General features: G+C 36.4%; 12 protein-coding genes and 1 pseudogene. 11 read left to right on the top strand and 2 right to left on the bottom strand.

The features are described 5' to 3' along the window. The first annotated feature begins 110 nt into the window (after window positions 1–110). Window positions 111–593 carry a DUF456 domain-containing protein gene (locus tag ACWM35_RS05980; RefSeq protein WP_454816418.1) on the top strand — a complete coding sequence of 161 codons (483 nt, stop codon included), beginning with the start codon at window positions 111–113 and terminating at the stop codon, window positions 591–593. A gap of 147 nt (window positions 594–740) precedes the next feature. Here the strand turns inward: ACWM35_RS05980 and ACWM35_RS05975 are convergent. Together ACWM35_RS05975 and ACWM35_RS05970 are read right to left on the bottom strand one after the other, a co-directional pair. Continuing rightward, a pseudogene (locus ACWM35_RS05975) lies at window positions 741–1,980 on the bottom strand (transposase). 141 nt (window positions 1,981–2,121) lie between these two features. Next, a complete protein-coding gene (locus tag ACWM35_RS05970; RefSeq protein ID WP_454816416.1) occupies window positions 2,122–2,817 on the bottom strand; it encodes a Crp/Fnr family transcriptional regulator in 696 nt (231 codons plus the stop codon). Between the two features lie 268 nt (window positions 2,818–3,085). Between ACWM35_RS05970 and ACWM35_RS05965 the strand changes: the two genes are divergently transcribed. The 10 genes from ACWM35_RS05965 to ACWM35_RS05920 all read left to right on the top strand — a co-directional run bounded on the left by ACWM35_RS05965 (window position 3,086) and on the right by ACWM35_RS05920 (window position 13,937). After that, window positions 3,086–3,694, top strand: coding sequence for a superoxide dismutase (locus tag ACWM35_RS05965; protein WP_454816415.1), 609 nt, complete (start codon window positions 3,086–3,088; stop codon window positions 3,692–3,694). Between the two features lie 156 nt (window positions 3,695–3,850). Beyond that, window positions 3,851–5,068: an MFS transporter gene (locus ACWM35_RS05960; protein WP_454816413.1), complete on the top strand. Its 1,218-nt coding sequence runs from the start codon at window positions 3,851–3,853 to the stop codon at window positions 5,066–5,068. A gap of 137 nt (window positions 5,069–5,205) precedes the next feature. After that, the gene (locus ACWM35_RS05955) at window positions 5,206–7,344 is read left to right on the top strand and encodes a peptidoglycan D,D-transpeptidase FtsI family protein (RefSeq protein ID WP_454817097.1); all 2,139 of its coding nucleotides are present in this window, start codon (window positions 5,206–5,208) and stop codon (window positions 7,342–7,344) included. A 260-nt stretch (window positions 7,345–7,604) separates the two neighbouring features. Further along, window positions 7,605–8,567, top strand: coding sequence for a PstS family phosphate ABC transporter substrate-binding protein (locus ACWM35_RS05950; RefSeq protein ID WP_454816411.1), 963 nt, complete (start codon window positions 7,605–7,607; stop codon window positions 8,565–8,567). Window positions 8,568–8,644: 77 nt separating this feature from the next. Continuing rightward, window positions 8,645–9,592 (top strand): phosphate ABC transporter permease subunit PstC, encoded by a 948-nt coding sequence (pstC, locus tag ACWM35_RS05945; RefSeq protein WP_454816410.1) that lies wholly within the window; start codon window positions 8,645–8,647, stop codon window positions 9,590–9,592. After that, complete coding sequence (pstA, locus tag ACWM35_RS05940) at window positions 9,593–10,471, top strand: phosphate ABC transporter permease PstA (RefSeq protein WP_454816408.1); 879 nt, start codon at window positions 9,593–9,595, stop codon at window positions 10,469–10,471. A 27-nt stretch (window positions 10,472–10,498) separates the two neighbouring features. Continuing rightward, window positions 10,499–11,299 carry a phosphate ABC transporter ATP-binding protein PstB gene (gene pstB, locus ACWM35_RS05935; protein WP_454816406.1) on the top strand — a complete coding sequence of 267 codons (801 nt, stop codon included), beginning with the start codon at window positions 10,499–10,501 and terminating at the stop codon, window positions 11,297–11,299. A 13-nt stretch (window positions 11,300–11,312) separates the two neighbouring features. Further along, window positions 11,313–11,972 carry a phosphate signaling complex protein PhoU gene (phoU, locus tag ACWM35_RS05930; protein ID WP_454816404.1) on the top strand — a complete coding sequence of 220 codons (660 nt, stop codon included), beginning with the start codon at window positions 11,313–11,315 and terminating at the stop codon, window positions 11,970–11,972. Window positions 11,973–12,181: 209 nt separating this feature from the next. Then, window positions 12,182–12,709 carry a DUF4912 domain-containing protein gene (locus ACWM35_RS05925; protein ID WP_454816402.1) on the top strand — a complete coding sequence of 176 codons (528 nt, stop codon included), beginning with the start codon at window positions 12,182–12,184 and terminating at the stop codon, window positions 12,707–12,709. Further along, a complete protein-coding gene (locus ACWM35_RS05920; RefSeq protein ID WP_454816401.1) occupies window positions 12,702–13,937 on the top strand; it encodes a glycosyltransferase family 4 protein in 1,236 nt (411 codons plus the stop codon). The genes ACWM35_RS05925 and ACWM35_RS05920 overlap by 8 nt, the downstream gene beginning before the upstream one ends. Window positions 13,938–13,969: the final 32 nt, after the last annotated feature.

Genomic DNA, 13,969 nt, shown 5'->3' with positions numbered 1-13,969 from the left:
TCATCATCTTATTGTAGCTTTTGGAACTGTTATATACAAATTATTGAAACCAATTCATGGATATTACGTATAAGAACGTAGAAATTGAATAGAAATTGAAGGTGGTCTATATGGAAATCGTTTATTGGTCAATTATTTCAATTTTATTTATCGTCGCTTTTGTCGGTTTAGTTTATCCGATTATTCCAAGTGTTTTATTCTTGTTGGCGGGGTATTTACTGTATGGGGTCTTTTTTTCCTTTGAGCCGTTTGGTTGGTTCTTTTGGCTGGTTCAAGGATTCTTGATTATACTATTGTTTGTCGCCGATTATATTGCAAATATGGTTGGCATCCAGAAATATGGCGGTTCTAAAGCTGGGATATGGGGGAGTACGATTGGGCTTTTGGTGGGACCATTCGTTATTCCATTTTTGGGAATCATTATCGGCCCCTTTATTGGTGCAATTGCAGCTGAACTTCTCGTCCATAAAAGAAGCTTTAAGGAAAGTGTGAAAATTGGTTTTGGATCCGTTGTCGGCTTTGTTAGCAGTGTCATAACTAAAACAATCGTTCAACTTTTAATGCTCGTCTACTTCTTTATCGTTGTATATTAATAGTAAAAAATCCTCCTCCGGTTTGGAGGGCACTGAAAAACTTCCGTTTTTCAAAAGGTTTAGAATGCTTATAACAAAAAAGACAGCTCAAATTCATTTTTTTGAATTTTGAGCTGTCTTTTTGTGTTTTTATTGATAGTTTTATCCCTATTTTTGGTTGATTAGTGTTAATATTCTTTTTACATTTACCGTGAAGATAGCCATTGCTCCTTGTAATTGCATACCAATTAGACCCGAGGATTCTGCAACATCAAACCCGTGTCTGTGTTTTAATTCGCTATTTTTAGCTTCTATTTTATATCTCTCTTTTGATTTTTCTTTAAAATAGTCGCTTTCTTGAAATTTTATTTGTTCTGTATGTACATCGGATTTAATCCGACAGAGTAGCTTTTGGTTTTAGCACCTTCTTTATAACATCCTTCTTTAAATGGACAAAGTTTACATTTTTCCACATCAATGTAATACGTATCAGTTTGATTTTTTCCTACACCTTTCTTACCTTGTCGAGCTTTTCTTATTGCCATATGTCCAGCCTTACAAACATACATACCAGCGTCTTTATTGAATTCAAATTCATCTTCTTTTTGACGGAAACCTTGTGTGACTGATGGGTTTAATTTAGCTACTAATTGTATTTCGTTGGTATTGGCGTAATCAATATTTCCTTTTTCAGAATAGGCTGTATCACCTATTATCGTTTTTACTTCCATCCCAGCTTCTTTACTTTTCTCAACTAATGTTTCTAATTGTTTTCCATCATTCTTTTCGACTACCTCCATTAGCTTTTGGCAATACACAATTTCATCTTCTAATAGATCTGTCATGGATTTTGGTGGAAACTGATTCTTTATACTTTCATCAACTTGATCGATTGCTTTTCGAAGAAGCTTTGATTTATCCATTAATATTTCTTTTGGAGACTTTTGATTATATCGAGCTTTCGAGTGGGTGGCATCAACAATAATAGAATTACTCTTGATAATTTCCTTTTCAACCGCTATTTCCACTGTTTTATTAATAAGTAAATCTAAAAGTTCAACATCTTTTAAGCGAAGTTTACGAAATTTAGTCAAAGAACTAGGGTCAGTGACTTCTTCTTCAGGAGACATGTCTAGAAAATATTTAAAAGACATATCGTACTTTGAACGTTCCACAATATCCACATCCGATAAGTCGTGTATAGATATTAAAATAGATATTTAAACATATGTTTTGGATGAACAGCATTTCTTCCATTGTGGTGACAATAATTGTTTTTGAGTTCCTCATATACAAAAGAAAAATCAATGAGCTCATTAACTTTTCGAAGCATATTATCTTTCGGCACGATAATATCGTAAAGTGCCATATAAGGACTGAAACTCATAGACTGTTGGTTTGGAATCATCAGTAACACCCACTTCATATTGATAATTAAAATATTCTACAAAAAAATCACCCATTCCTTCAAAATACTTTTTGAAGGAATGGGTGATTTGAAATATTCGAGGGACTTTTTCAGTGCCCTCCCGGTTTGAGGACGACTTTTTTAATTCACACCGCATATTTCGTAAGAGCAGTTTTGGCAATCGACGTGTTCTTTTAAATAGTTAATATTTTTTATAAGGAACTTCTGCTGGTCATAGAAAATGACATCTTTTTCTCTCAGTTCCATTAAGGTACGCTGGATGACTTCTCTGGTGCCAAATGTTAGATTTGCTAGCTCCTGATGTGTTAGCGGCAAATCAATTAGAATTCCATCTTCCGTCATCACGCCATATGAATTACAAAGACGGATTAGAATGGAGAACAAACCACCCTTTTTTCCATTCATAATGAGGTCCTGACATTTCATTTGGGCTTTTAAATAACCTGTGCTTAGCCAAGTAACTAAAGCATTCATAGCATCGGGGTCATTCATGATAAACTCTTCAAACTGTTCTTTTTTTATTTGAACTACTTCACAATCTGATATTGCCTTGGCATAAAAATGATAGCGAGGCTGTGGTTTAAATATTTGATACTCGACAAGAAATTCCTGATTATTTAAGATTTTTAAGATAAAATCTTTCCCGCGAAAGTGGACTCTGCCAAGTGCGATACTTCCACTAAGTAGAAGGTAAACATATTCTACCGAATCCTTCTCCTGAAATAAAAATGTGCCTGCCTTGATTCTTTGAATTGGTTCTTTTTCTTGAAAGAATTGAGACATTAGACGATTAATTGAAAAACTGCTTTTGAGCATATTTTTCCACTCCTTTACTTTGATTTAATCATTTAATAACGGCAAGTCAATATTATGGAGACTTTGTTAAATAAATTGTTATTATTTATAAGGCATATTTCTCTGCTAACTTGGATATTGTAAATATGTTAGTGTCCGAGCATTTTATTTGAAACCATCTAGCATCTTTGTTAATCTAAATCTGGAGCTTTAGGAATATTCTAAAATCGTTTTGATTTTAGACATATTTTTAAAGAAAATAATTTATTGTACATAGGAGGAATTTATTATGGCATTCGAATTACCACAATTACCTTATGCGTATGATGCACTTGAGCCTCACATCGACAAGGAAACAATGAATATTCACCACACAAAGCACCACAACACATATGTGACAAACCTAAATAACGCCCTACAAGGCAATGAAGAATTACTAGCTAAGTCTGTAGAAGAGGTTATTGCTAACCTTGATGCAGTTCCAGAAGCAGCACGTACTGCAGTTCGTAACAATGGCGGCGGTCATGCCAACCATACACTTTTCTGGCAAATTCTTTCTCCAAATGGCGGCGGTGCACCAACTGGCGATTTAGCTGATGCGATCAACAGCAAATTTGGAAGCTTTGAAAGCTTTAAAGAAGAGTTTGCAAAAGCAGCTACAACTCGTTTTGGTTCTGGCTGGGCATGGTTATCTGTTAGCAATGGTGAATTAGAAGTTTCTAGCACACCAAACCAAGACTCTCCATTAATGGAAGGTAAAACTCCAATTCTTGGTCTTGATGTTTGGGAGCATGCTTACTACTTGAACTATCAAAACCGTCGTCCGGATTACATCGGATCTTTCTGGAACGTTGTTAACTGGGATGAAGTTTCAAAACGTTACAGCGCAGCGAAATAATTTTATAAGATGATAAGGGCAGCTGTTAATCAGTTGTCCTTTTTTTTAATATTATCTTGAGCCCAAACATTCATGTTTACATAGCCAATTTATAAAAAAATGAATATTACCATATAGACTGTTGAAGACTAACCCTTATGATAAAGGGGAGTCTTTATGGCAAAAAAATTTAAGTTTTTAGGTGAAGTAGAATTTACAAAAGATTTATCCTTGCTACTCATTATCGGAGGCCTGTATTCATTAAGTGTTGCCCTTTCGAATACCTTCGTAAATATTTATTTATGGAAACAGACAGGGGAATATACCGATTTAGCGCTTTATAACCTTTCAATTGTTATATTACAACCTTTAACATTCATTTTAGCAGGAAGATGGGCTAAGAAAATTGATCGAGTCATTGTGTTAAGAATCGGCGTTACCGTTTTATCTCTTTTTTACATAATGGTATTAATAACAGGAAAAAATGCTTCAACCTTTCTTCTTTTATTAGGAAGTTTACTTGGGGTTGGATATGGTTTTTATTGGCTGGCCTATAATGTATTAACTTTTGAGATAACCGAGCCGGAATCGAGAGATTTTTTCAATGGTTTTTTAGGAATTTTATCCTCTACAGGCGGGATGATTGGACCTCTTGCAGCCGGATTTATCATTACTCGTTTTGAGAAATTCACTGGTTATACGATTGTGTTTGGATTATCACTTGCCTTATTTGCTCTAGCGGTGTTCTTAAGCTTTTCGATAAAACCTAGACCAGCGAAGGGGAAATACTGCTTTAAAAGAATTTGGGCAGAAAGAAAACATAATGAGAACTGGAAGTTAATTACTAATGCTCATTTTTTTCAAGGATTACGAGAAGGAACTTTTTTGTTTGTTGTTTCTGTATTGGTTTTTATTTCAACAGGAAGTGAGATGGCGCTTGGTACATTTGGGCTGATTAATTCGGGGATTTCATTTATTGCCTATTATGCAGCATCACGGCTTATAAAAAAGAAGGACAGGAAAAAGGCTATTCTAATTGGTGGGATATTACTTTATCTATCCGTTCTGTTACTTGTTTGGGATGTAAATTATGTTAAACTTCTCTTCTACGGGGGAATTATTGCCGTAGCTTATCCGATTCTACTTGTCCCCTATAGTTCGACTACTTATGATGTTATTGGAACTGGATGGAAAGCAGCAGAGATGCGGATCGAGTATATTGTAGTTCGAGAAATCTTTATTAATTTAGGTAGAGTTATATCCATTTTAGCTTTCTTGGCTGCTGTAACTTTATTTAATGAAAAACAAAGTATTCCAATCTTATTATTATTCCTGGGTGCAGGTCATTCACTAATATATTTCTTTATAAGAAAAATTCAGCTACCCACAGCCTAATGCGATGAGTAAAACTCATCGCATTTATTTGTGTTAATTGTCGAAATTGGTAAGTGTTATTCATAGAAATAAAACTATATTTCTATTAAAATAGATTTTGTGATGTCTGATTATAGGGAAGTGAGAAAAGATTGGTTATTAATAAAAAGAAAAAGAAGAATGTCTCATTTCGATTGAACATCTTATTTTTTGTTGTATTTGCGTTGTTTTCTGTCCTTATTTTACGTTTAGGACTTGTTCAAATAGTTTATGGTGAAGATTTTAAACGTGAAATTGAGCGAACGGAAGATATAACGGTCAATAACCCAGTTCCTCGTGGGAAAATGTTTGATCGCAATGGGAAAGTAATTGTCGACAATACTCCGTTAAATGCGATTACCTATACAAAATTTCAAAATACAAACCAAGAGGAAATGCTAGAAACAGCTGAAAAGTTAGCACAGTTCATTACCAAGGACACTTCAAAGGTTCGTGAACGCGATAAGAAGGATTTTTGGATTCTGAAAAATCCAGAAAAAGCGAAAGCTAAAATTACTGAAAAAGAATGGGATTTGTATGAAGAGAAACAATTAGATGATAAAGAAATCTATAATTTACAACTCGAACGAATCACCGAACCGGATTTAAAGAGTATTGAAAAAGATCTAGAAGCGTTAGCAATCTTTCGGGAATTTAATAGTGGTTACGCGCTAACACAGCAAATCGTTAAAAATAAAGATGTAACTCCCGAAGAATTTGCTATAGTTAGTGAAAATCTAGAAGATTTGCCTGGGATAGATACGACGACAGATTGGGAAAGATATTATGCTTTTGGTAATACCTTAAAGACGGTACTTGGAAATGTTACCTCTTCTGATGAGGGATTACCCGAGGATAAGCTTGATGAGTATCTTGCCCGTGACTATAGCCGAAATGATCGGGTTGGAAAAAGTTATATTGAAATGCAATATGAAGATGTTCTTCATGGGCAAAAAGGTAAAGTGAAAAATGTGACAGATAAATCTGGAAAAATCCTGTCAACAGAATTGATTTCGGAAGGGCAGCGCGGGAAGGATCTTGTCTTGACCATTGATATGGACCTCCAGCTTGAAGTTGAAAAGATTATTGAAGAGGAACTTTGGAATACGAAGCAAAATGCCAAATCGGCTCTATTAGACCGAGCCTTTGTCGTCATGATGGATCCTCATACTGGAGAAATCTTGACAATGGCTGGTAAACAAATTGCTAAAAATGAAGATACTGGGAAGCAAGAAATGCGTGATTTTGCACTCGGGAATATAACCACTTCCTATAACGTCGGCTCTGCAGTAAAAGGAGCGACGATCTTAACAGGATATAATACAGGAGCAATCAGTCCTGGTACCGTTCAATATGACACACCTTTATTAATTAAAGGTACACCAGAGAAATCTTCCTGGAAAAACTTTGGTTCAATTAATGATCTAAGGGCACTTCAAGTATCTTCTAACGTTTATATGTTTAAAACCGTTATCGCAATGGGTGGCGGTCAATATATCCAAAATGGACCGTTAAAAATAAACCCAACTGCTTTTGATACATTACGTGAATCTTTCAGTCAATTTGGACTGGGTGTCAAAACGGGTATTGACCTTCCTAATGAAAGTACCGGTTATAAAGGACCGCTGAAGCAGTCAGGTTTGCTTCTTGACCTTTCCATTGGCCAGTATGACACCTATACCGTGATGCAGCTGGCTCAGTATGTTTCAACGATTGCGAACGGCGGATATCGTGTACAACCTCATATTGTAAAGGAAATCCGTGAGCCTTCATTGGAAAGCGATCAATTGGGTCCAGTAATTCAGGAAATTGAACCAACCATTTTAAATCGAATTGATGGAAAAGATGAATGGATTAAACGAGTTCAGGAAGGATTTCGAATGGTTATGCAGGTGGGCGACGGTACTGGGGTTAGTGCATTTAACGGTGCCGCCTATAGCCCTGCAGGGAAAACTGGTACCGCTGAATCCTTTTATGATGGCCCAGAACGAAAGAGATTTGGGAAAGAGCCTCCTGAGGTTATGAACCTAAGTCTTGTAAGCTTTGCTCCATCTGATAATCCAGAGGTCGCCATGGCTGTCTTAGTTCCATGGGCATACCAGGGAAATAGTGGACCAAGCCCAAATAATGTGATTGGCAGAAGGGTATTAGACACCTACTTCAATCTAAAAAATCAGCGTCAAACCACAACTGAACAAACAAACACCAATCAAGAAACAACTACTAATACAGAAAACACACAACAAACTGAACAATAAAAAATGCACCTGTCTCATAAAGAGGCAGGTGTTTTTAATTGCTTATAAAGATAAAAATTATTGCACAAGATAAAAATGGACTTTCTAATTGAGATGTTAAAGAAAGGAGTTTAAGAAATATATTCAAGATTTACAAAAGTAATATATAAATTTACACAACCTTTACAATTGATTAAAACAGGCTTTACAGAAGGAGTCTATTATTAATCATGTAAGGTAATCAAACAACAAAAACCAAAAACCTTAGGGGGAATTAAAGAATGAAAAGCTTTAAGAAATTAGCACTTACAGCGATGATGTCTGGTGTGCTAGCAATCACTGCAGCTTGTGGAGCACAAGGAACTGAAGGCAACAAGGAACAAGCTGGTGAAGAAACAAAGCAACTTCAAGGTGAAATTAAAATAGACGGTTCATCTACAGTATTCCCGATTATGGAAGCAGTTGTTGAAGAATATGGAGCTGTACAACCCGGTGTTAAAGTTTCTGTCGGTTCATCAGGTACTGGTGGGGGATTTGAAGCTTTTATCGCAGGTGAAACAGAATTGAGTAATGCTTCTCGTCCAATTAAGGATGAAGAAAAAGCAGCACTTGAAGAAAAAGGAATTGATTATACTGAAATTCAATTAGCTTATGATGGTCTTTCAGTTGTTGTAAATAAAGATAATGATTGGGTTAAAGAGTTAACGATCGAGCAACTAAAGAAAATCTTTATCGAAGACGGTACAGTGAAAAAATGGTCTGATGTTAATCCGGACTGGCCTGAAGAAGAAATCAAAATCTATTCTCCTGGAACAGATTCCGGAACTTTCGATTATTTTGATGAAGTAATTCTTGAAGAACAACCGATTGTTGAAAAAGCTACACTATCTGAAGATGACAACACATTAGTTCAAGGTGTAAAAGGTGACAAGTATGCAATTGGTTATTTCGGCTATGCTTACTATGCTGAAAATAAAGATTCTTTAAAAGTTGTTGCCATTGATGGGGGAAATGGCCCTGTTGAGCCAAACAATGAAACCATTGAATCTGGTGAATATGCTCCACTTTCTCGTCCATTGTTTACGTATGTGAAAAACGCTGCTGTAAAAGATCAAGAAGAAGTTTATGATTTTGTAAAATTCGTTTTGGAAAATGCTGCAGTATTATCAGAAGATGTTGGTTATGTTAAATTGCCTGAAGAAGAATACACTAAACAACTTGATACACTTGAAACTCTTAAGTAAGTTTTAGAATCAATTCAATATGAGAAGCACAAAAATGTGCTTCTCATATTGTCATGTGGATGAAAGGGGTCATTAATATGGCTACACAAAATACGAATTCCTTCTCCGTACAAAAAATGATAGAGGAGAAGAAAAAAAAGAACAGTGCGGGAGGAATAGTTGAAAAGGTTATGCCCTATATTTTGTTCCTTACAGCAGCTGTATCTGTACTGACAACTATTGGTATCGTTCTTACTCTTATTTTTGAAACCTTCCTATTTTTTGATGCAGTTTCTATTAAGGAATTCTTTACAGCTAAAAAATGGTATCCATTTTCTGAAACGGAGGGTTCTTTTGGTATTCTTCCATTGGTTTCGGGAACGTTAAAGGTAACTCTGATTGCTGCAGTGGTAGCTGTTCCAATCGGATTAACTTCAGCCATATATTTGAGTGAATATGCATCAGATCGATCTCGCAGAATTATTAAACCGATATTAGAAGTGCTTGCAGGTATTCCAACTATTGTATATGGTTTTTTTGCACTAACCTTTGTAACTCCTTTATTACGTGAATTCATCCCATCTCTAGAAATCTTTAATGCATTAAGTCCTGGGATTGTTATTGGAATCATGATTACGCCAATGATTGCCTCACTATCAGAAGATGCGATGTCATCAGTACCGAATTCTATGCGTGAAGGGGCACTTGCACTTGGATCAACAAAATTTGAAGTGGCTCTAAAGGTTGTATTGCCGGCTGCGATTTCCGGAATTATTGCTTCAATCGTTCTAGCGATCTCTCGGGCAATTGGAGAAACAATGATAGTAGCGGTCGCCGGAGGCTCAACTCCAAACCTGGATTGGAATGTGACAAGCTCCATTCAAACAATGACTGCCTATATTGTTCAAGTATCTCAAGGGGATGCAGGTTATGGTACAACCATTTACTATAGCATTTATGCCGTGGGAATGACGCTTTTTGTATTTACACTCGTGATGAACCTTCTTGCACAATACATCACGCGTCGCTTTAGGGAGGAATACTAAATGAAGTTAATTAATCATGATACTGTTATAAAGAGAATGAAATCTAGATTAGTTTCAAATAAGATTTCCAGATCAATCTTTTTTGTAGCAACAATGTTTGGTCTTCTAATATTAGGGGTGCTATTATATCGGATATTCACTCAAGGATTTGGCTATTTAGATTTACAATTTTTACAAAGTCTTCCATCAAGGAAGCCTGAACAAGCAGGGGTCTATGCTGCATTGATTGGGACGATTTGGCTGATGGCGGTCGTTGCCCCGGTTTCATTATTTCTTGGAGTGGGAACCGCCATTTATCTTGAAGAATATGCAAAAGAAAACGGTGTTACTAACTTTATTAAAGTGAATATTTCAAATCTTGCCGGTGTACCATCCATCGTATTCGGTTTGCTTGGTTTAACAGTTTTTGTCCGAGCATTGGCATTAGGTACCAGTGTGCTGGCTGCAGGTCTTACAATGAGCTTGCTAGTTTTGCCAGTTATTATTGTTGCATCACAGGAAGCTATTCGTGCTGTACCAAAACAATTGAGGGAGGCTTCTTTTGGATTAGGTGCAACAAAATGGCAAACAATCGTACGGGTAGTACTGCCAGCAGCAATACCTGGTATCCTAACAGGCGGGATTTTGGCCCTCTCCCGAGCGATTGGGGAGACTGCTCCACTTGTCGTTCTTGGACTACCTTTATTCCTGGCATTTTTGCCAAGGTCGTTATTTGATATGATGACGGTATTACCAATGCAAATATACAACTGGACTGGCCGTCCGCAAGAAGAGTTTCATGCAATAGCAGCAGCAGGTATTATTGTTTTACTTGCAATGTTAGTTATCATGAACTCAATCGCAGTATTAATTAGAAATAAATTCCAGAAGAGATATTAATTTAGTTGAATTTAGGGAGGCAAGAGTATGAGCACAACATCAGCAACTGCAGAAGTAGCCAATCCAAACGGGAAGCAATTGGTTTATCAGACAAGCCAATTAGATTTATGGTACGGAGACAATCATGCCCTTAAAAAAATAAATCTTGATATTATGGAAAACGAAGTAACGGCCATTATCGGTCCTTCAGGCTGTGGGAAATCTACTTATATCAAGACGCTCAATCGAATGATTGAATTAGTTCCAGGAGTAAGAACATCTGGTGAAATATTGTACAGAAATAGAAATATTCTCGATAAGTCTTATCAAGTGGAGGAATTAAGAACGAAAGTAGGGATGGTGTTTCAAAAGCCGAATCCATTCCCAAAATCTATTTATGAAAATGTAGCGTATGGTCCAAAGATTCATGGAATTCGTGACAAAAAAATCTTAGATCAAATTGTTGAGAAAAGCTTAAGAGGGGCTGCGATTTGGGATGAAGTAAAAGACCGACTTAATCAAAATGCTTATGGACTATCCGGTGGGCAACAACAGCGTCTATGCATTGCTCGTTGTCTAGCGATAGAGCCTGATGTTATTTTGATGGATGAACCGACATCTGCTTTAGATCCTATTTCAACCTTAAAAGTAGAAGAGCTTGTGCAAGAATTAAAAAAGAATTTTAGTATTATCATTGTTACTCATAACATGCAGCAGGCTGCACGTATATCGAATAAAACTGCTTTCTTTTTAAATGGGGAAGTGATAGAATTTTCGGAAACAAATAAAATTTTCTCCACACCAAAAGATAAAAGGACAGAAGATTATATTACAGGAAGATTCGGATAACGAGGTGGATTAGATGAGTACAAGATCAAAATTTGATAATAATTTAGCGCAATTAAAAGAAATGCTCCTTGAAATGGAAGCTAAAGCGGAAAAAGCAGTTAGGAACTCACTTAGTGCTCTAATTAATCAGGATCTTGAATTAGCTAATGAGGTAATAAACGGTGACAATGCGATTGATGAATACGAACATGAAATCATTGATAAAGCCTTACTATTAATTGCAAGAGAATCTCCTGTTGCCAAGGATCTTAGGACCATTAATGTAGCGATAAAGGTTGCTTCTGAAGTTGAGCGGATGGCAGATATGGCCGTTAATATTGCTAAAGCTGCCCAGCACATTGGGAAGGAAAAGCATTTTAAAGAAATTGTAGATATCCCAAAAATGATGGAAATAGCTCTTGAAATGGTGTCCATGGCTGTCAAAGCCTATATTAATGAAGATGTTATGCTTGCACAAAAGTGTGCAGAAAAAGATGATGAAGTGGATAAAATGTTTGGCAGATTAGTCAGTGAGCTGATTGATATGGTTCCGAATAACCCTAGTTCGACGAATCAAATCATTCAACTATCATTTGTTTGCCGATTTGTTGAAAGAATTGCAGATCACTCGACAAATATTTCTGAGAATGTTATTTATTTAGTAACAGGAAAACGCTACAATTTAAATGCCTAAAAAAAATATAAAGATGAGACTCCCAATCGTGGGATCTCATCTTTTTGTTTTAGGCGCTTCCGCTTTTCTTTTTTGTCGAAAGACAATCAGAATTTGACAAAATGCGTTTATTGAACAGTTTTTCAGCTGATGATACCATTAAAGGTATCGATTATGAATATTTCAGTTAATTTTGCCTATATTACTTGTTTGTAGATCGGAGGAAAACAATGATTGATGAATTTATTAATCAGAGAGAAGAATTAACACCAGCAACCCCGTTAAAGGGTGAACTTCAAGCAAAGCTAACCTCCCCGGACAGGATTCTTTTATTTTGGGAGGTATCTGAGATTCCTAAGAAATTACTTAAATTGCACTTTAATCTATTGATGGACGAGCTTGTTCAAGTCATTCGTATATATGATGTTACCGATTTGAATTTTACTGGGGAAAATGCGCATCATTTCTATGAAATTGCTGTTCCTTATCATAATGGCTATTGGTTTGTAAAAGGATTAACAGCAAATCGCTGCTATGTTGCGGAAATGGGAGTTAAATGGAAAGGAAATGACTTTTTCCCGATCTATCGTTCCAATGCTGTTCAGACTCCTTCTATATCCATTTTTAATGGTAAAGAGGTGTATCATCATTTAGCTCATTTTAAACAAATTGAAAATCGTTCCCCAAAATGGATTGATCATGTAAGCACTTATAGTTATTACGATGATGCAAAACATTTGGAGCAAAAAAATGGGTAGTAAACTAGAAGGAGTGGTGAATAGCAAATCTAGTCATTGCTCTGGCAGAAGGCTGAAAATTCTTATGCTTTGCTGGGAATACCCGCCCAATGTTGTAGGCGGACTATCAAGACATGTATTTGGTCTCTCTGTTCAATTGGCGGAAATGGGGCACGAAATCCATGTCCTCACTGCTGGTAATGGCAGTATTCCTAGTTTTGAAATAATAAAGGGCGTAAAAGTCCACCGTGTTCTACCATTAAACTATGATGATGATTTTCTAACATGGATTGCCGGCCTAAATTTAGCGTTTGCCTTTAAGGTGGAAAAACTCGCAGAGGAAGTAACATTTGATATCATTCATGCTCACGATTGGCTGGTGGGGTCATCTGCGATTATTTTAAAAGAATTTTTGGGAATACCTTTACTGACAACGATTCATGCTACAGAGCGTGGCAGACATAATGGAATTCATACAGAGATACAGAGGTTTATTGATGACAAAGAAAAGCGGTTAATTGCCGAATCTGATCATTTGATCGTCTGCAGTGATTTTATGAGGGAACAGCTGCTGAGAGTCTTTCAGGTAACGGCTGAAAAAATCGCCGTTATTGCAAACGGTATTGAGCAAATAGACTCTACCGTTGAGCCGGAAGAATTATTTCCCAACCTTAAGAATAAAAAGTACGTATTTTCTGTAGGAAGAATGGTCAAGGAAAAAGGATTTGAAACGCTTATTGAGGCAGCAAAAATAGTGAAAGAAACAGAAATCGACATTTCCTTCATCATTGCTGGTAAAGGGCCAATGCTAGAAAGATATCGAAAGATCGTAACGGACGAGGAGTTAGATCACTACATAGCTTTCATTGGATATGTAACTGAATTAGAACGGAATTCATTATTAGCAAGTTGTGAAATGGCTGTTTTTCCAAGTCTTTACGAGCCATTTGGAATTGTAGCTCTTGAGGCAATGATACTCGGTCGCCCAACGATTGTTTCTAATATAGGGGGATTAAAGGGAATTGTTAATCATTTACAGACAGGTTTATTAATGATTCCAGGGGATGCTAACAGTTTATTAGATAATATTCAATGGCTGCTCCAAAATCCAGAGAACGGGATGGAGCTTGGAAAGAAGGCGCGGCAAATTGTTATCAGCCTGTACGGATGGAAACGAATTGCCTTAGAAACAGTCCATATTATCGAAGATACATTAATAAATAAAAAAGCAATGGCGAATGAAGAATAAAAGGACATTAATGACTTTAAAAAACACACTAG

This window comes from Neobacillus sp. K501, assembly GCF_053749995.1.
The sequence above is the reverse complement of the archived record's forward strand: the minus strand, read 5'-3'. Positions and strand labels throughout refer to the sequence as shown.

Bases quoted from the DNA above. Each gene is read 5' to 3' on its own strand.
- ACWM35_RS05970 (WP_454816416.1), bottom strand. From the start codon at position 2,817: ATGCTCAAAAGCAGTTTTTCAATTAATCGTCTAATGTCTCAATTCTTT.
- phoU (WP_454816404.1), top strand. From the start codon at position 11,313: ATGAGTACAAGATCAAAATTTGATAATAATTTAGCGCAATTAAAAGAA.
- pstA (WP_454816408.1), top strand. From the start codon at position 9,593: ATGAAGTTAATTAATCATGATACTGTTATAAAGAGAATGAAATCTAGA.
- ACWM35_RS05950 (WP_454816411.1), top strand. From the start codon at position 7,605: ATGAAAAGCTTTAAGAAATTAGCACTTACAGCGATGATGTCTGGTGTG.
- pstB (WP_454816406.1), top strand. From the start codon at position 10,499: ATGAGCACAACATCAGCAACTGCAGAAGTAGCCAATCCAAACGGGAAG.
- ACWM35_RS05920 (WP_454816401.1), top strand. From the start codon at position 12,702: ATGGGTAGTAAACTAGAAGGAGTGGTGAATAGCAAATCTAGTCATTGC.
- ACWM35_RS05980 (WP_454816418.1), top strand. From the start codon at position 111: ATGGAAATCGTTTATTGGTCAATTATTTCAATTTTATTTATCGTCGCT.
- pstC (WP_454816410.1), top strand. From the start codon at position 8,645: ATGGCTACACAAAATACGAATTCCTTCTCCGTACAAAAAATGATAGAG.
- ACWM35_RS05965 (WP_454816415.1), top strand. From the start codon at position 3,086: ATGGCATTCGAATTACCACAATTACCTTATGCGTATGATGCACTTGAG.
- ACWM35_RS05925 (WP_454816402.1), top strand. From the start codon at position 12,182: ATGATTGATGAATTTATTAATCAGAGAGAAGAATTAACACCAGCAACC.
- ACWM35_RS05960 (WP_454816413.1), top strand. From the start codon at position 3,851: ATGGCAAAAAAATTTAAGTTTTTAGGTGAAGTAGAATTTACAAAAGAT.